Here is a 17,327-nt window from a genome sequence, read left to right on the forward strand (position 1 = left end):
GAATCGGGAGTTGGGACAGGTTCTGCGGCACAAACGGCGCGGCCGTGGGCGCAGCTGACGACGAATGGACTGAAATGAAGGAATAGCCTTTGCCGAGGCCGTCAGGCTGGCCCGAATCTTTGAAAAAGTGCTCATCAAGGCGCCCGTTTCGGCTCGTTAGCGTCGCCTCACGACGTTTTGCAAGAGGCTCTAGCGACAGCGATCTGGTCGCCGAGCCTGGCGCCGAGCGTGCCGCCGCCGAGCGCGCCGAAGGCCGCCCACATGCTGGCCAGCATGTGGGCGAATTGGCGACGGCGCGGAACATGTTCGGCGTGGCGCCAAAGGCGGCCTGGACCTGGTCGAGAAGCGCGGCGGCGTTGGCAGGAGCTTGCTCGCGGGTGAGGAGGGCGATACGGGACATGGTGTTTCCTCTATAAACAGGCCGGTTGAGAAGATGAGAAGCGCGGCCTTGTTCGCTTTTTAATAGGAGTCCTAACTATATAAGGCAAAAAAGATCAAGCGAACGCTTCCCAGTTGCGCCGTTCCGTCGCCGGGTCGGTCGGTTGATGCTCGGCGCAATCGATGCGCAAGAACGCAATCGGCAGGGGCGCCTTGACCAGGGCGCAGTGATGCGGCGCGGCGCTGCCGGGATTGACGTTGGCCTCGAAAAAGCGGCATGACAGGCAGGCGCGCAGGGCAGGGAAGCGCTCGCTCTTTTGCAACTGTGCGATCAGCTTGAACAGGCCGACCAGCAACTGGTCCTTGACCTGAGCGTCGAGCGCGGCGGCGGCATCGTCGGCAAAACCCAAGGCCGACATCATTTTCTCGACCATCGCCTTGCCCTGCTCGGTCAGCCACAGCGCGCTGGCGCGGCCATCGTCCTCGGCGCGGGCTTTGCGCACCAGGCCCTTGCTTACCAGGGCCGTCACCGAATCGCTGGCGCTGGCAGGCGAGACCGACAACTGCGCGGCCAGCCACGACAGGCGCACGCCCGTGCTACGGTCCTTCAGCAGTTGCAAAATCTCGGCCTGGGTCGGATTGAGGTTTTCCGCCGTGGCGAACTCCCACATTCCGGCGCGCAGCACGCTCGATACGCGGCTGATCGCAACCACGATGCGCGCCGAAATATCTGGTGTGCCGTCCCACGGCGTTTCTGGTTTGATGTCCATGCGACGCATCATAACACGCCCGACAATTAGATAAAGAGTCCTAACTAAATTCTGGAAATGAGAACGATTCTTCTTTTACCTAGTGTTGCCGCTCCAAAGTCGGTATATTCGCTGTCCGAGCCCACTTGCCAATCAATCAATCAATCAATGCGACACGACCACCTGCCATTCCCCCTCACCACGGCAATGCGCCGCAGCGCCGCACTGATTGCCTGCGCGCTGTTCACAGCCTGCGGAGGCGGCGGATCGGGCGGTTCTTCCAGCGCGCCGGCGACCCCGGTTGCGGCCACCCCGGATGTGAAGCCCATCGCCGCCAAATGCGGCCCGGGCGTGACCGATTACGTGGCCGCCGGCGACGATGACATGGCCGCGCTCGGCATCACCTGCATGCAGTCTGTGCGCGCCGGCAAGGAAACCGTGCTGCAGGTACCCAACGGCATGGCGATGGACAAGGCCGGCAACACTTACGTGCTCGACCGCGCCAAGCAGGTCATCTTCAAATTCACGCCATCGGGCGCGATGTCGGTGCTGGCCGGATCCATCGCCCGCTACGGCAGCCAGGATGGCACCGGCAGCGCGGCCAGCTTCAATTTCAATCACCTGTCGCGCCTGATCGTCGATAACGCTGGCAACCTGATCGTGAGCGACACCTGCAACAATACGCTGCGCAAGATCACGCCGGCCGGCGTGGTCAGCACGCTGGCCGGCGCGGTCGAGCAGGTCTGCCTGCGCTCAAGTAGCGAACAACTCACGCGCGACGGTAGCGGTGCGCAAGCGCTGTTCGACCGTCCGGCGGACATCGCGCTCGATGTCAATGGCGACTACCTGGTGCTGGAAAACGCCGGCATGCGCCGCGTCACCCCTGCGGGCGTGGTCAGCAGGGTAAGCTGGGCCCAGGACCCCGCCAACACCTGGCGCATGACCCGGCCGACCCGCCTTGCCGTCACCGCCGACGGCACGATCTATGTGGCCGAGTACATGCGGATTTACCGCATCGCCGGCGGTGTCGCCAGCTTCGTTGCCGGCGGCGCTACCGGGCCCGCGCGCGACGGCGTGGGCGCGCAAGCGGTGGTGGTCATGCCGCGCGCCATGGTGGCCGATGCTGCCGGCGACATCTATTTCAGCGATGTCGACCTGCTGCGCAAGGTCTCCGCCGGCGGCGTGGTCAGCACCGTGGCCGGCAACAGCGCCGGCGGCGCCGTGCGCGACGGCGCCGGCGCGGATGCCCGGTTCTCCTACCTCGGCCCGCTCCTGATGACGGCGTCGGGCAATATCGTCGCGCTCGACAGCGGCGCGCCGTCAATCCGCACCGTGACCCCGTCCGGCGTGGTAAGCACCTCGGCCGCGACCGCAGTGGCCGCCGGCAGCGTCGATGGCAAGGGCGGCGCCGCGCGCTTCAACCGCCAGGACGGTACGGCGGCCGATGCGGCCGGCAATCTGTACATTGCCGACCACGAGACCAACCTGGTGCGCATGGTCGGCCCGGATGGCGCGGTCAGCGTGTTTGCCGGCAACGGCGTGAAGGGCGCGACCTTCAGTCAGCCCTACAGCATTGCGATCAGCCCGAACGGCGCCGTGTATGTGGCCGATGCGGTCAAGATCGTCAGGATCGAGCGCGGCGCGACCACGGTGGTGCAGTCATACACGGCGCAAAACAGCAATGTCGTCGATATCGCCGTCGATGCCGAAGAGAACCTGGCCATCGCGGGCTACTCCTCTGTGCGCCAGGTGTCGCCGTCGGGCAAGGTTACCGAGCTGATCGTCAATGTCGGCGGCGGCCAGGACGGCGAGGGCGACAATGCCTTGCGCCCGGCCAGTATCGCCTACGACCGCCCCGGCAATCTGTACGTGGCCGATGCGGCCAGCGCGGCTGTCTACAAATTGTCCAAGGCCGGCAAGCTGGCGCTGTTCGCCGGCTCGCCATTCTGGATGGGCGACCTCGACGGCCCGGCCGGCAACGCCATGCTGGGTTTCCACGGGACCACCGAAATGGCGTTCGCGCCGAATGGCGACATGTACCTGAGCGGGCAGGGCTTGCTGCGCAAGGTCAAGCCGGACGGCGTCGTGTCGACCCCGGCGCTGGCCTGGGGCAAGCCGGTGCTGGGCGGTATCGCTGTCGGCAATGGAACGCTGATCGGCTTGACGTCGTACGCGGTGGTACACACGCCGTTACCGGCCGACTGAGCGGGTGAACCCGACGGCTCAGTCGTTGACTTTGCCGTTGAGCTCGTTGGCGTGATGGCGCGGGACGGGGGCGGTTGGTCGTGGCTTGCTTAATTGCGGTCCTGTTTCGGAGCGCGATAGCGGGGCACGTCGATTGCCGGCTCGGCCCGTTGCCGGATGGACGGTACGCTCTCCATGCCAGTCACGGTCGGCGGTGAAGGCGCCGCTGCCTCCGGTTGTGGTTCGACCGTGCTGACCGCCGGCACCAGCGTTTGCAGCCCGGGCGGCGTTGCCAGTGGCACGATGAGCGGCATCGGCGTGCGCCTCGCTGGCGGCGCCAAACGTACGACCAGCAGTGGCAGACTCACATGTCGCGTGGTCAGCGCTCGCATAGCCATCGCATTTGCCATCTCCAACGGGCTCGCTGCCGGCGGTGCGGCTGGCGGCGGTATCGCCGGCGTCGCCGCCGGCTGCCCAACCGGCGTCCCAACCACCGGCGGCGTTGCCACTACCGGCGGGGCGACCACCACCGGCGGGGCGACCACCACCGGCGGCGTCACCACCACCGGCGGCGCGACAACCACAGGCGGGGCGACCACCACCGGCGGCGTCACCACCACCGGGGGCGTGACCACCACAGGCGGCGCGACCACGACAGGCGGCGCGACCACTACCGGGGGCGCGACAACCACCGGCGGCGTCACCACCACCGGCGGCGTGACCACCACAGGCGGCGCGACCACTACCGGGGGCGTGACCACGACAGGCGGCGCGACCACTACCGGGGGCGCGACAACCACCGGCGGCGTCACCACCACCGGCGGCGCGACAACCACCGGCGGCGTCACCACCACCGGGGGCGTGACCACGACCGGCGGCGCGACCACTACCGGGGGCGTGACCACCACAGGCGGCGTCACCACCACCGGCGGCGTCACCACAGGCGGCGTCACCACCACCGGCGGCGTGACTACGACGGGCGGCACGGCTGGCGGAACGACGACCGGCGGTACGACTGGCGCCGCGGTCACCGTCAGTGCACCGCTCAGGTAGCTGATGACATAGTTGCTGGGCATGAACGTGCCGCCGGTAGCGTCGCTCGGCGTAATCGCGTACGGGCCGGGGGCCGCTGCTGTGATCGCCGTGCCCGGACTGGTTTGGGTAACGCTGCCAATACTTTCACTATTGGCCAGGCCCGTCGCCGTAAAACCGCTCAGAACGGGCGTTTCGCCGTAGGCCTTCGTGGCGTCGTTCGCCCTCACGACCAGCGGTGCCGGAGTAACTGTCATCGCCCCGTTAACATAGGTAACGATGTAGTTCGATGGCACGAACGTGCCACCGCCGGCGTTGCTGGGAATGATCGCATACGGCCCGCCGGCCACGCCGGCGCTGGCGGGCGCGCCGGCGCTGTTCAAGTCGACGCTGCCGATGCTGTTGCCATTGACCAGGCCGACGCTGGTAAAGGCGTTCGGCGCCAGGATTTCGCCATAGGTCTTGCCGGCGTTGCTGGCCGTCACGGTCAACGGCGCCGGGGCGACCGTCAGCGCACCATTGGCATAGCTGATGACATAGTTCGACGGCATGAAGGTGCCACCGCCGGCGTTGCTGGGAATGATCGCATACGGCCCGCCGGCCACCCCGGCGCTGGCGGGCGCGCCGGCGCTGTTCAAGTCGACGCTGCCGATGCTGTTGCCATTGACCAGGCCGACGCTGGTAAAGGCGTTGGGCGCCAGGATTTCGCCATAGGTCTTGCCGGCGTTGCTGGCCGTCACGGTCAACGGCGCCGGGGCGACCGTCAGCGCGCCATTGGCATAGCTGATGACATAGTTCGACGGCATGAAGGTGCCACCGCCGGCGTTGCTGGGAATGATCGCATACGGCCCGCCGGCCACGCCGGCGCTGGCGGGCGCGCCGGCGCTGTTCAAGTCGACGCTGCCGATGCTGTTGCCATTGACCAGGCCGACGCTGGTAAAGGCGTTCGGCGCCAGGATTTCGCCATAGGTCTTGCCGGCGTTGCTGGCCGTCACGGTCAACGGCGCCGGGGCGACCGTCAGCGCACCATTGGCATAGCTGATGACATAGTTCGACGGCGTGAAGGTGCCGCCGCCGGCATTGCTGGGAATGATCGCATACGGCCCGCCGGCCACCCCGGCGCTGGTGGGCGCGCCGCTGCTCGTGACGCTGACACTGCTCATGGTTTCACCGTTGACCAAGCCGGCTTGGGTAAACCCCGACGGCGACAAGCTCAGCGTCTGGCCGTAGGTCTTTACCGCATTGGTCGCTTGCACTGTCAACGGCGCCGGCGCGATATCGGCATTGGTCGCTGCGCTCGCGTTGGCGCTGTAGTTGGCGGCATCGACGCCGCTCGCACTGATGCCTGTCACGCTCAGTGCTTTGCCGTTGCCGACGTTCGGGTCGGCGAACGTCGTTGCAGCGCTGGTCACTGTCAGCAGGTCGCCCCCGATGCGGTTGTCGGCCAGCGTGACCTGGCCAGCCGTGAGACCGTCGTAGACTTTGCCGAGGCCCGACGCCGTCACGTTCAATGGTCGCTCCGTAATGTCGGCTGTCGTCGCGCCCGAGCCGGCAGGACTGCCGAACGGTGCGAACAGGGCGAATTTCACCTGGTCGGCGCCGCTTAATGTGTAGGCGCTGAAGGTGACCGGCTTGCCGGTACCGACATGCTTGTCGGCGAAGGCGGCGTTGCCAGGCGCCAGGGCGACGCTGTGGCCCGCATCCGGGTCGCCGCGCAAGGACAGGGTGGCGGCGTCGCTGCCGTCGTAGACCTTGTTCTCGCCCTGGGCGAACACCCATGCCCTGGCATCGAGGCTACCCGAGCTTACCTTGCTGACATAGCTGGCAATGTCGGCGCTGGTGCTGGCGTACGTGGCGGGATTAAACCGGATCGTGGTCGACTGCGCACTTACCGATCCCGGACCGATGAATCTGACGGTGCCGCCAGCGACGCCGGGGCCGCTGCCATCGTTGTCGGCAACCATCGACACGGCGCCGTTGTCGGCGCTGATGATATTGTTGGCTGTCACGTCGTTTCTTGCGACCAAGTCGACCGAGCCACCGCCGTCGGCGGTGATCGCGGCCGTGCTGACATTGCGCCCGGCCTGCATGCTGACCCGCGTGCCGCCCGCTGACGCGGTCAGGGCCGCCGTGCTGGTGATATCGCGCCCGGCGCTCATGAGGATGCGCGAGCCCGTGGCGCTGGCGGTAAGTGGCGCGTTGACCAGCACATCATTGCCTGCTTTTAAGACAATGGCCGAGCCGCCGGTGCTGGCGGTGATCGCCGCATTGATCCGCACGTCATGGCCGGCGTCGAGTTCAAGCTTGTGCCCCGTGGTCCAGGTGAGGGCGTCGGCCACGGTAATGTCGTTGCTGACGCTGATCAGGCGATCCGAGCCGTTCAGGCTGGTGCGCACCTGGTCTGGCGTTTCGTTGCCGCCGGCAGCGGCGATTGTCCAGTCGACCGGATCGAGCAGCCAGGCGCCGGTGCGACCGTGGGGCGCCAGGGTATCGACACGGTTGGCGGCGCCCAGCACGAGGTGCTTGCCGGACGTTTCGATGAAGCCGCCGTCGCCGCCGCCGGCGCCGCCGCGCGCCGTCAGGGTGGCATTGACAGCAGTGTTGCTGTCGGACCAGAGCGCGATGCGCCCGCCATTACCGGTACCGGTGGCATCGGCATGCACCGTGGCGCCGTCGGCGATGGTCACGCGCGCCGCCGGCAGCGTCGCAGCGCCATGGAAATCGCCGCCGATGTGAACCAGGCCGCCGCCGGCATTGCCCGATGCGTTGATTGTCGCGCCCGACAGGCGAACGGTCTCGCCCAGCACCTGCACGGCGCCGCCGCTCTGGCCCGCAGCCAGGCCGGAGGCATCGAGCGTGCCGCTCACGTGCACGGTTCCGCTGCGCGCGTCGCCCAGCAGGCGGATCGTGCCGTTGTGGTCTTGCAAGGTGCGCGCCTCGATCACGCCACTGAGGTTAATGCCGCCTTGTAGCAGGCCGCCCGCCGCGCGTGCGCTCAGCAGCACCTGGCCGCCGTCTGCCCGGATCAGGCCGCCATTTTGCACGAGCGCATTGACTGCTCCCGCGCTGGTGGCAATGTGCAGCAAACCGTCGCCAGCCACGTCGAGGGTAATGGCGCCGCCGGCGGCCAGCGCCACAGTGCCGAGCCGGGCCATGATCACCCCTTCATTGCTGACATGGGCGCCCAGCAAGGCGACATGGCCGCCCGGCGCGTCGATGCTGCCCAGGTTGGCGACTGCGCCTTCGCCGGCGCCGGAGAAGCGGTAGTTGCCCGCCATGAAATCGGCGTCGCTGATGTTCAGGCTCGACGCGACCAGCCCGGCGACATTGACTGAGGCAGCCTTGCCGAACAGGATGCCGTTCGGATTGACCAGGAATACCTTGCCGTTTGCCGCCAGCGAACCGGCAATGATCGACGGATCCGCTCCCCGCACCCGGTTCAGCGCCACCGACGTGCTGTCCGGTTGCACGAAGCGCACGGATTGACCGGCCTCGACGTTGAAGCTGTGCCAGTCGAGCGCGACGTTGTGGGTCGTCTGCGTGATGACCATGTTGCCCGGCACGCCGCCGATGGTGGCGCCGCCTGCCGTGACGACGCCGCCGCCTGGCCCGGCCTGGGCGCTGGCGCCGATCATCGTCAGCGACATGGCGAGCGCCTTGCCGGCCAACGCCGCGCCGCCGCTGGCGCCGCTGCGGCCGGAAGCCGTCTTGCCGGCGCTGCGGCTGTTTTCGGACACGGCGACGAACGTGCCGGTAGCCTCGTTCCAGATCGATCGGAAGATACTGTTCATTCGCTCACCTCGTATGTTGTCCATCTGCGCATGCGCAGCCTGCCGGCGCCAGGCAGCTGCCGGACAAGCACGCCTTGGCTTAACGCCAACAGGACGCAATGGCTGAATGCGGTCTGGAACATTGTCTTGCGGTCAATTCGTGTAAGTAGTAACGATATTGCCTGGAGGTAATGCTATAACCGAGGAAAGCGGGAGTCGGCCGGTTAGCGCACACAGCGACCATTACGCCACAGATATTGAATGATGTTGTGGCGGAGATGAAAGCGAGGAGCAGGTACCCATGCGCGGCCGTGGAAACGTCGCGCCGCCGGAGCGGGCAATGCGTCGCGCGCAGCTTTCCTGGGGCGTATTGTCGTATGATGTAGAAGTCATGCGCCAAGCGGCGCCGCAGCGGCTGTTCAGCCGATCACTTTGCCGTCCAGGTCGTGGCGCGTGATGACGCCGCCGTCGCCGATGGCGATCCAGCCGCCGCGCGGCGGTTCGGCGTCCGGTTCCCAGTCGGGCAGCACGTAGCGGCGCTTGCCGCCGTGCTCGTGCAGGGCGGGGCGGTGCGTGTGGCCGTGGATCAGTACCTTGGTGCCGGTGGCGGCGAACAGCGCGTCGATCGCTTGCGGCGTGACATCCATGATTTCCATGGTCTTGGTGCTGTGCGCTTCCTTGCTGCCTTCGCGCAGGTTGGCGATGATGGCCTTGCGCTGCGCCAGCGGCATGGCCAGGAACTGCGCCTGCCAGGCCGGCTGGCGCACTTGCTGGCGAAATGCCATGTAATGGATGTCGTCGGTGCATTGGGCGTCGCCATGCACCAGTACGATTTTTTGCCCGCCGATGTCGGCAATGTGCGGCTCGGCCAGCAATTGCATGCCGGCGGCGTCGGCAAAAGCCTGGCCCACTAAAAAGTCGCGGTTGCCGGCGATCCAGTAGACCGGAATGCCGGCATCGCTGACGGCGCGGACGCCTGCTGCGATACGGCGGTGCAGGGGGGCGTCGAGATCGTCGTCGCCGGCCCAGTATTCGAACAGGTCGCCGAGGATGTACAGCGCGCGCGCCGCCATGGCGCGTTCTTCCAGGAAAGCGAAGAAGGCGTCCAGGGTGCGCGCATGCGCTTCCTGCAGATGCAGGTCTGAAATAAACAGCGCGAGCGTTCGCGCAGGCAGGGTCATTGGGCCGCCGCCGGTGGGGTTTGCTCGCGCTTCATGCTTTAAATGACTTCGATTTTTTCGATGATCACTGGCTCGAGAGGCACGTCGCCGCTTTTGGTCTTGACCTTGCGGATGGCGTCGACCACTTCCTTGCCTTCGGTGACTTTGCCGAACACCGCGTAGCCGAAGCCGTCCTGGCCCGGATAGTCGAGGAAGCTGTTGTTCTTGACGTTGATGAAGAACTGCGCCGAGGCCGAATGCGGGGCCGAGGTACGGGCCATGGCCAGGGTGTAGGTGTCGTTCTTGAGGCCGTTGCTAGCTTCATTTTCGACGGTTTGATCGGCTGGCTTCTGGCGCATGTTCGGCTCCATGCCGCCGCCCTGGATCATGAAGTCGGCGATGACGCGGTGGAAAATGGTGTTGCTGTAATGGCCCTTGGCGACATAGTCGAGGAAGTTGGCGACCGTTTTTGGCGCTTTCTCAGCGTCGAGCTCGGCGGTGATGTTGCCCATGTTGGTGGTGATCAGAATAGCCATGTGTGTTCCTGTTGGTTGAGTTTTAAGTAAGTGCGCATAAATTCTTGTAATTTCTAGCTTCCATAAGCGGCCCCTTGCTGCGTTGCCCACCGCTAGCAGTGCTCGCACTGCGTCGCGGCGTGCGCCTTGCAAGGCATCCGCTTCTGTTCGCTATAAATCACAATAATTTCTGCACACTTACTTAGTGGAAGTATTTTCCAGCGCCGCTATTTTACGGGAATCGCGAAAATTCAGGGCTTCACGATGGTGGCGGACTTGATCACGATCGGCGTTACCGGCACGTTCTGGCTGCCGCGCACGTCGTCGACCATCACGCCCTTGATCTTGTCGACCACTTCCTGGCCGGAAATGACCTTGCCGAACACGGTGTAGCCGAAGCCGTCGCGGCCCGGATAGTCGAGATTGGTGTTTTCGGCGACGTTGATGAAAAACTGCGAGGTGGCCGAATTCGGATCTTGCGTGCGCGCCATGGCGATCGAGTAGGGCACGTTCTGCAAGCCATTCTTGGCTTCGTTCTGGACTGGCGCCTTGGTGCTGCGCGTCGCCATTTTTTCATCCATGCCGCCGCCCTGGATCATGAAGTCGTTAATCACGCGGTGGAAAATCAAGCCCTTGTAGTGCCCGCTTTTGACGTATTGCAGAAAATTGGCGACCGTTTTCGGCGCCTTGGCCTGGTCGAGTTCGAGCACGATCTCGCCCATGCTGGTCTTGAGCGACACTTGCGGCGTTTCGCTCGCGAGCACGGCGGTGCTGAGGGTCAGGCCGGCGAACAGCGTGAGAAAACGTGCTACCAGGGGCATGCGGAACATTAACGAATCTTGCATTTAGAATCCTTGACGTGAAGTGCTTGTTGTTATATGGACGGAAGGCTGTCAAGCCTTTACCGCAAAAATAAACCTGATCCATATGCGGCCAGCCGGTATTTTAACAATGCTATACTTTGTACAGAACGTCCCATTCTATCAAAGAAGAACAAGACAGAGGGCTCCGACGATCTCGATGCAAACCACGCCTGACCGGCGCGCGCCCACCGCGGCGATCGCGCCCGGTTGTCGTTTTGCCCGAGCGCGGCGCGCGCTGTAACGAGTAAGAATCTGATGAGCCAATTAAAGATCTACAACACGCTTGCGCGTGAAAAACAGGTATTCACCCCCATCGAGCCAGGTAAAGTCGGCATGTACGTGTGCGGGATGACCATCTACGACTACTGCCATATCGGCCATGCGCGCATGATGATGGCGTTCGACGTCATCTACCGCTGGCTCAAGGTGTCGGGCTACCAGGTCACGTACGTGCGCAACATTACCGATATCGAAGACAAGATCATCAAGCGCGCCGTCGAGAACGGCGAGTCGATTTTTTCGTTGACCTCGCGTTTCGAAAAGTACATGGACGAAGACACCGCCGCGCTCGGCATTTTGCCGCCCGACGTGGTGCCGCACGCCACCGCCTATGTGCCGCAGATGCTGTCGATCATCGCCCAGCTCGAACAAAAAGGCCTGGCCTACAAGTCGGAAGATGGCGACGTCAATTTTGCGGTGCGCAATTTTCCCGGTTACGGCAAGCTGTCCGGTAAGTCGCTCGACGACCTGCGCGCGGGCGAACGGGTCGACGTCAACGCCGGCAAGCGCGATCCGCTCGACTTCGTGCTGTGGAAGGCCTCCAAGGAATCCGAGCCCGACGAAGTCAAATGGGACTCGACCTGGGGCAGCGGCCGTCCGGGCTGGCATATCGAGTGCTCGGCCATGTCGTGCGCGACCCTCGGCCAGCACTTCGACATCCACGGCGGCGGCGCCGACCTGCAGTTCCCGCACCACGAGAACGAGATCGCCCAGTCGGAAGGCGCCTTCGGCCATCCGATGACCAATTACTGGGTGCACAACGGCTTCGTGCGCGTGGTCAATGAAGAGACGCAAGTCGCGGAAAAGATGGGCAAGTCGCTCAATAACTTCTTCACGATCCGCGACGTGCTCAAGCTGTATGACGCCGAAGTGATCCGCTTCTTCATCCTGCGCGGGCACTACCGCAGCCCGCTGAACTACGGCGTTGCCAACCTCGAGGACGCGAAGTCGGCCCTGACGCGCCTGTACACCGCGCTGGCCGGGATCGACAGCGGCGCCGCTGCGCTCGAGGTCGACTGGAACGAAGCGCACGCCATCCGTTTCCGCGATGCGATGGACGACGACTTCAACACCCCGATCGCGATCGCCGTGCTGTTCGACCTGGCCACGGAACTGAACAAGAGCAAGTCGGTCGAGCACGCGCGCCAGTTCAAGGCGCTCGCCGCCGTGCTGGGTCTGCTCGAACGCAGCCCGCAGGAATTCCTGCAGGCCGGCGTGGAAGAGGGCGGCATGGACGAGGCCGCCATCGTGGACGCCATCGCGCGCCGCAGCGAAGCCAAGAAGGCGCGCAACTTCGCCGAGTCCGACAGCATTCGCGCCGGCTTGCTGGCGGCCGGCATCGTCCTTGAAGACAAGCCGGACGGCACAAGCAACTGGCGCCGTGCATGATGGCCCCAACCAAGGAAACGGCGGGGACCACCCCGCCGCCGCTGGATGTGCCCGCGTACTGGGAACAGGCCAAGGTCGAACTCATGAAGCGCGACCGCATCATGAAAAAGCTGATCCCGCAGTTCGGCGACCTGCACCTGGTCGGCCACGGCGATCCGTTTACGACCCTGGCGCGCTCGGTGGTGGGCCAGCAGGTCACCACCAAGGCCGCTGACGCCGCCTGGAACAAGCTCTTGCTGGCATGTCCCAAGATCAACCCGGCCCAGGTGATCAAGGCTGGCGCCGAGCAACTCTCGGCCTGCGGCCTGTCCAAGCGCAAGACCGAATACATCCTCGACCTGGCCGATCATTTCAAGGCCAAGCGCGTGCACGCGAACCAGTGGGCCGAGATGGATGACGAAGCCGTCATCGCCGAACTGGTGCAAATTCGCGGCATCGGACGCTGGACAGCGGAGATGTTTCTGATATTTAATCTGCTCCGGCCGAATGTCTTGCCGCTGGACGATCCTGGTTTGATCCAGGGCATCAGCCAGAACTACTTTTCCGGCGAACCTGTATCACGTAGCGATGCGCGCGAGGTCTCGGCCAATTGGGAACCGTGGAGAACGGTCGCTACGTGGTATTTGTGGCGTAGCCTCGATCCGGTTCCGGTAGAATAGCGCCTGTAGCGGCCGTGCGGTGGGGTATGCTGCGGCCAGAATTTACCCGGAGGTACAATGATTAAAACAACTTTCCTCAATTTTGAGCAGCCAATTGCAGAGCTCGATTCCAAAATTGAAGAGCTGCGCTTCGTCCAGGACGATTCGGCTGTCGACATCTCCGAAGAAATCGACCGCCTGGCCAAGAAGAGCCAGCAACTGACCAAAGATATTTACGCCAAGCTCACGCCGTGGCAGGTGTCGCAGATTGCACGCCATCCACAACGTCCGTACACCATGGACTACGTGAACGAAATCTTTACCGACTTCCACGAACTGCACGGCGACCGCTCCTACGCGGACGACCTGTCGATCGTCGGCGGCCTGGCGCGCTTTAACGGCCAGGCCTGCATGGTGATCGGCCACCAGAAGGGGCGCGACACTAAAGAGCGCGCCCTGCGCAACTTCGGCATGCCCAAGCCGGAAGGCTACCGCAAGGCCATGCGCCTGATGAAGCTGGCCGAAAAATTCGGCCTGCCGATCTTCACCTTCGTCGACACCCCCGGCGCCTTTCCCGGCATCGACGCCGAAGAGCGCGGCCAGTCCGAAGCGATCGGCCACAACCTGTATGTCATGGCTGAGCTGAAAGTGCCGCTGATCGCCACCATCATCGGCGAAGGCGGCTCCGGCGGCGCGCTGGCGATCGCCGTGGGCGACGCCGTCCTGATGCTGCAATACGCGACGTACTCGGTGATCTCGCCCGAAGGCTGCGCCTCGATCCTCTGGAAAACCTCCGAGCGCGCCGCCGACGCCGCCGACGCGCTGGGCCTGACCGCGCATCGCCTCAAAGCCATGGGCCTGATCGACAAGATCATCAACGAGCCGCTGGGCGGCGCCCACCGCGATCCGAAGAACATGGCCGTCATGCTCAAGCGCGCGCTGGCCGACACCTTGCGCCAGTTCCAGGGCATGAAAACCCGTGACCTGCTCGAAGCGCGTCACAACAAGTTGATGAGCTACGGCAAATTCAAAGAAACGACGCCGGCCGAAGAGTGAACCAGACCAGCAACGCAGCGCTTGCAGCGCAGTTTGCGCAGGCGCTTGACGCGTTGCGCGCACAAGGCGCTTCGCCCTCGTTGGCGATCGCCTACAGCGGCGGGCTCGATTCCTCGGCCCTGCTGCACCTGGCGGCGCAGTACGCCGCCGCCAGCGATGTTCCCCTGTTTGCCTTCCACGTCCACCATGGCATCAGCCCCAACGCCGATGCCTGGCTGGCGCATTGCGAAGCGACCTGCGCTGCTCTTGGCGTGACGTTCGCCGCGCGCCGCGTGGTGCTGGAAAAATCCAAATCCGGTGTCGAAGCGGCCGCCCGCAAGCTGCGTTACGCGGCCCTGGGCGAGCTGTGCCGCGAGCACGGCGTGCGCCTGATGCTGACCGCCCACCATCTCGACGATCAGGCTGAAACCGTGCTCTTGCAACTGCTGCGCGGCTCCGGCACGGCCGGCCTGTCGGGCATGGATGCGGCCAACGCCGCCCCCGACCTGCTCGGCAATCCGGACCTGGTGATGGCGCGTCCCTTGCTGCCGGTCTCGCGCCAGCAGCTCGAAGCGTATGTCGCCGCATTCGCGCTGGCCTGGGTCGAAGACGAATCGAACACCCACCCGCGCTATGCCCGCAACGCCCTGCGCCACCAGGTGATGCCGGCGCTGGCGGCGGCCTTTCCCGGTTACCAGGAACGCTTTGCGCGCAGCGCCGCGCACGCGCAGTCGGCCCAGCGCCTGTTGAACGAGCTGGCCGTGCAAGACCTGGCGGGCTGCCTGGTCGACGACTGCATCGACGTGGCCAAACTGCGTTCGATGAGCCTGGACCGCGCCTACAACATGCTGCGCTACTGGTTCGGCCTGCGTTCGCTGCGCATGCCCTCGACCGCCTGGCTGACCGAAATGGTGACCCAGCTGGTCGAAGCGCGGCATGACGCGCAACTGCTGGTGACGCACCCCGACTGCCACATCCGGCGCCACCGCGACCGCCTGTACATCACGCCCAAGCTGGCCGACCTGGCCGGCCAGCGCGATCCGGACGATGAAGGACTTTTCGTCAAGGAAGGCGAGCGCTTCACCTGGAACGGTGAAGCGAGCATGGCGTTCCCGGCCTACGGCGGCGTGCTGCATTTCGACGCGGCCGGGCAGGGCTTCGACAGCGCCTGGCTGCGCGCGCAAGCCTTGCAGATCGACTTCCGCAAGGGCGGCGAGCGCCTGAAACCGGCGGCCAATCGCCCCACGCGCCCGCTCAAATACCACTACCAAGCCTGCAACGTCCCCGCCTGGGAGCGCGAGCGCCTCCCGGTGGTCTGCAGCGGCAAGGATTTGCTGTTTGCCGCCGGCATCGGCATGGATTGCCATCACTTCGGGGACGTTTCCGGCCCCCTGATCAGCCTGCGCTGGGAAGCGCGCAATGCCTGTTGACTATGCAAAAACGTTATTTCTATATACCAATAACGTATAAATTTGTCCACAGACTGCCTTGTTTTTTTGCATCGCAGCATGTAGAGTAAAGCCCTCCTTTTTCATTAACCGAGCGGAAACTTCACTCTTATGGCTTTAATCGTCCACAAATATGGCGGAACGTCGATGGGCTCGACCGACCGCATCAAGAACGTCGCGGCACGCGTCGCCAAGTGGCATGACGCGGGGCACCAGATCATTGTTGTACCATCGGCCATGTCGGGCGAAACCAATCGCCTGATCGGCCTGGCCAAACAACTGATGGAACACCCTGATCCGCGCGAACTGGACATGATTGCCTCCACCGGTGAACAGGTTTCCGTTGGCTTGCTGGCGATGGCGCTGCTGGCGATCGGTAAACCGGCAGTCTCGTACGCCGGCTGGCAAGTTGCGATCAAGACCGACTCGTCGTTTACCAAGGCGCGCATCGAATCGATCGACGACGCCAAGGTCAAGGCCGACCTGGATGCCGGCAAGATCGTGATCATCACCGGTTTCCAGGGCGTGGATGCGAACGGCAACATCGCCACCCTGGGTCGCGGCGGTTCGGATACCTCGGCCGTGGCCATCGCAGCGGCGGTGAAGGCGCAGGAATGCCTGATTTACACCGACGTTGACGGCGTCTACACGACCGATCCGCGCGTGGTGTCGGAGGCGCGCCGCCTCAAGACCATTACGTTTGAGGAAATGCTGGAGCTCGCTTCGATGGGCTCCAAAGTGCTGCAGAGCCGCTCCGTAGAATTCGCCGGCAATTACCGCGTGCCAACCCGCGTCCTGTCGTCGCTGACCGATCCCCTGATGCCGCTCGAAGAAGAAGCCAGCTCGGGCACCCTGATTTCGTTTGAGGAAGATACAAATATGGAACAAGCTGTCATCTCCGGCATCGCATTCAACCGCGATGAGGCCAAAATCACCATCCTCGGCGTGGCGGACAAGCCGGGCATTGCGTACCACATCCTAGGACCGGTGGCCGATGCCAACATCGAAGTCGACATGATCATCCAGAACCAGTCGGTCGAAGGCAAGACCGACTTCACCTTCACGGTCACGCGCGGCGAGTATGTGAAGGCCATGGGCGTGTTAGAGGGCGTCAAGAACGACATCGGCGCGGCCAGCATTTCGGGCGACGCCAAGGTGTCGAAAGTGTCGGTGGTGGGCGTGGGCATGCGCAGCCACGTGGGCGTGGCCTCGCAGATGTTCCGCACCCTGGCGGAAGAGGGCATCAACATCCTGATGATCTCGACGTCGGAAATCAAGATCTCGGTGCTGATCGATGAAAAGTACATGGAGCTGGCCGTGCGCGCCCTGCACAAGGCCTTCGATTTGGAAAAAGCATAATATTTCCAAAAAATGGATGCGGATCATTGCAAAATCCACGCCCAGCCGGTATGATCTTGGTCTTCTGATCTGGTGAAGCTACTGGGCGGAATGGAGATGTGGCCGAGTGGCCGAAGGCACGTCCCTGCTAAGGACGCATATGGGGTAACCTGTATCGTGAGTTCGAATCTCACCATCTCCGCCAGAATCCTGTCCAGGTTGCGCCTGGACTGACAAGAAACCCGCAGCGCTCGTCATGAGCCTGCGGGTTTTTTGCTTTTGTTGCCCGATTTGCAGCGGCAAAACTGTGAATTTTTCGCTGCGAGGGGCGTTTCGGCCCTGTTCGGCGCGGCGGGAATCCGGTATGATCTTGGTCTTCTGGCTTAGCAATACTGTGTAGGCCAGAATGGAGATGTGGCCGAGTGGCCGAAGGCACGTCCCTGCTAAGGACGCATATGGGGTAACCTGTATCGTGAGTTCGAATCTCACCATCTCCGCCAGAACAAGAAAAAGCTCCCCTGGTGGGAGCTTTTTTCGTTGGGCTGTTCA

General features: G+C 63.9%; 11 protein-coding genes, 2 tRNA genes and 1 pseudogene. 8 read left to right on the top strand and 6 right to left on the bottom strand.

Annotation, left to right across the window (positions count from 1 at the left end; translation table 11 throughout):
- Window positions 1-185: 185 nt before the first annotated feature.
- Together F2P46_RS33655 and F2P46_RS33660 are read right to left on the bottom strand one after the other, a co-directional pair.
- Window positions 186-400: pseudogene (locus tag F2P46_RS33655) on the bottom strand (carboxymuconolactone decarboxylase); the annotation flags it as partial.
- A gap of 94 nt (window positions 401-494) precedes the next feature.
- The gene (locus tag F2P46_RS33660) at window positions 495-1,148 is read right to left on the bottom strand and encodes a MarR family winged helix-turn-helix transcriptional regulator (RefSeq protein WP_166898621.1); all 654 of its coding nucleotides are present in this window, start codon (window positions 1,146-1,148) and stop codon (window positions 495-497) included.
- A gap of 147 nt (window positions 1,149-1,295) precedes the next feature.
- On the opposite strand from F2P46_RS33660, the gene F2P46_RS33665 reads away from it, so the two are divergent.
- A complete protein-coding gene (locus tag F2P46_RS33665) occupies window positions 1,296-3,332 on the top strand; it encodes a hypothetical protein (RefSeq protein ID WP_166898623.1) in 2,037 nt (678 codons plus the stop codon).
- A gap of 89 nt (window positions 3,333-3,421) precedes the next feature.
- Here F2P46_RS33665 and F2P46_RS33670 read toward each other — a convergent pair whose 3' ends face one another.
- The 4 genes from F2P46_RS33670 to F2P46_RS33685 form a co-directional block, all read right to left on the bottom strand.
- A complete protein-coding gene (locus F2P46_RS33670) occupies window positions 3,422-8,134 on the bottom strand; it encodes an MBG domain-containing protein (protein ID WP_166898625.1) in 4,713 nt (1,570 codons plus the stop codon).
- Window positions 8,135-8,532: 398 nt separating this feature from the next.
- Window positions 8,533-9,294, bottom strand: a complete 762-nt coding sequence (locus F2P46_RS33675) for a UDP-2,3-diacylglucosamine diphosphatase (protein ID WP_166898627.1) — start codon at window positions 9,292-9,294, stop codon at window positions 8,533-8,535.
- Window positions 9,295-9,332: 38 nt separating this feature from the next.
- On the bottom strand, window positions 9,333-9,809 hold the full coding sequence (locus F2P46_RS33680) for a peptidylprolyl isomerase (RefSeq protein ID WP_166898629.1): 477 nt from the start codon (window positions 9,807-9,809) through the stop codon (window positions 9,333-9,335).
- Window positions 9,810-10,039: 230 nt separating this feature from the next.
- Window positions 10,040-10,633 (bottom strand): peptidylprolyl isomerase, encoded by a 594-nt coding sequence (locus F2P46_RS33685; RefSeq protein WP_166898631.1) that lies wholly within the window; start codon window positions 10,631-10,633, stop codon window positions 10,040-10,042.
- Window positions 10,634-10,906: 273 nt separating this feature from the next.
- Between F2P46_RS33685 and cysS the strand changes: the two genes are divergently transcribed.
- From cysS to F2P46_RS33720, 7 genes are all read left to right on the top strand, one after another.
- Window positions 10,907-12,319, top strand: a complete 1,413-nt coding sequence (cysS, locus tag F2P46_RS33690; protein ID WP_166898633.1) for a cysteine--tRNA ligase — start codon at window positions 10,907-10,909, stop codon at window positions 12,317-12,319.
- A complete protein-coding gene (locus F2P46_RS33695) occupies window positions 12,319-12,978 on the top strand; it encodes a DNA-3-methyladenine glycosylase (RefSeq protein ID WP_166898646.1) in 660 nt (219 codons plus the stop codon). Before cysS ends, F2P46_RS33695 begins: the two co-directional genes overlap by 1 nt.
- 57 nt (window positions 12,979-13,035) lie before the next feature.
- Complete coding sequence (locus F2P46_RS33700; protein ID WP_166898635.1) at window positions 13,036-14,013, top strand: acetyl-CoA carboxylase carboxyltransferase subunit alpha; 978 nt, start codon at window positions 13,036-13,038, stop codon at window positions 14,011-14,013.
- Window positions 14,010-15,422, top strand: coding sequence for a tRNA lysidine(34) synthetase TilS (tilS, locus tag F2P46_RS33705; protein WP_166898637.1), 1,413 nt, complete (start codon window positions 14,010-14,012; stop codon window positions 15,420-15,422). The genes F2P46_RS33700 and tilS overlap by 4 nt, the downstream gene beginning before the upstream one ends.
- A gap of 129 nt (window positions 15,423-15,551) precedes the next feature.
- Window positions 15,552-16,799, top strand: coding sequence for an aspartate kinase (locus F2P46_RS33710; protein WP_166898638.1), 1,248 nt, complete (start codon window positions 15,552-15,554; stop codon window positions 16,797-16,799).
- 92 nt (window positions 16,800-16,891) lie between these two features.
- Window positions 16,892-16,983: transfer RNA gene (locus F2P46_RS33715), tRNA-Ser, on the top strand.
- Window positions 16,984-17,186: 203 nt separating this feature from the next.
- Window positions 17,187-17,278, top strand: a tRNA-Ser gene (locus F2P46_RS33720).
- Window positions 17,279-17,327 lie beyond the last annotated feature (49 nt).

The organism is Massilia sp. CCM 8734 (assembly GCF_011682155.1).
Classification (GTDB): domain Bacteria; phylum Pseudomonadota; class Gammaproteobacteria; order Burkholderiales; family Burkholderiaceae_D; genus Telluria_A; species Telluria_A rubra.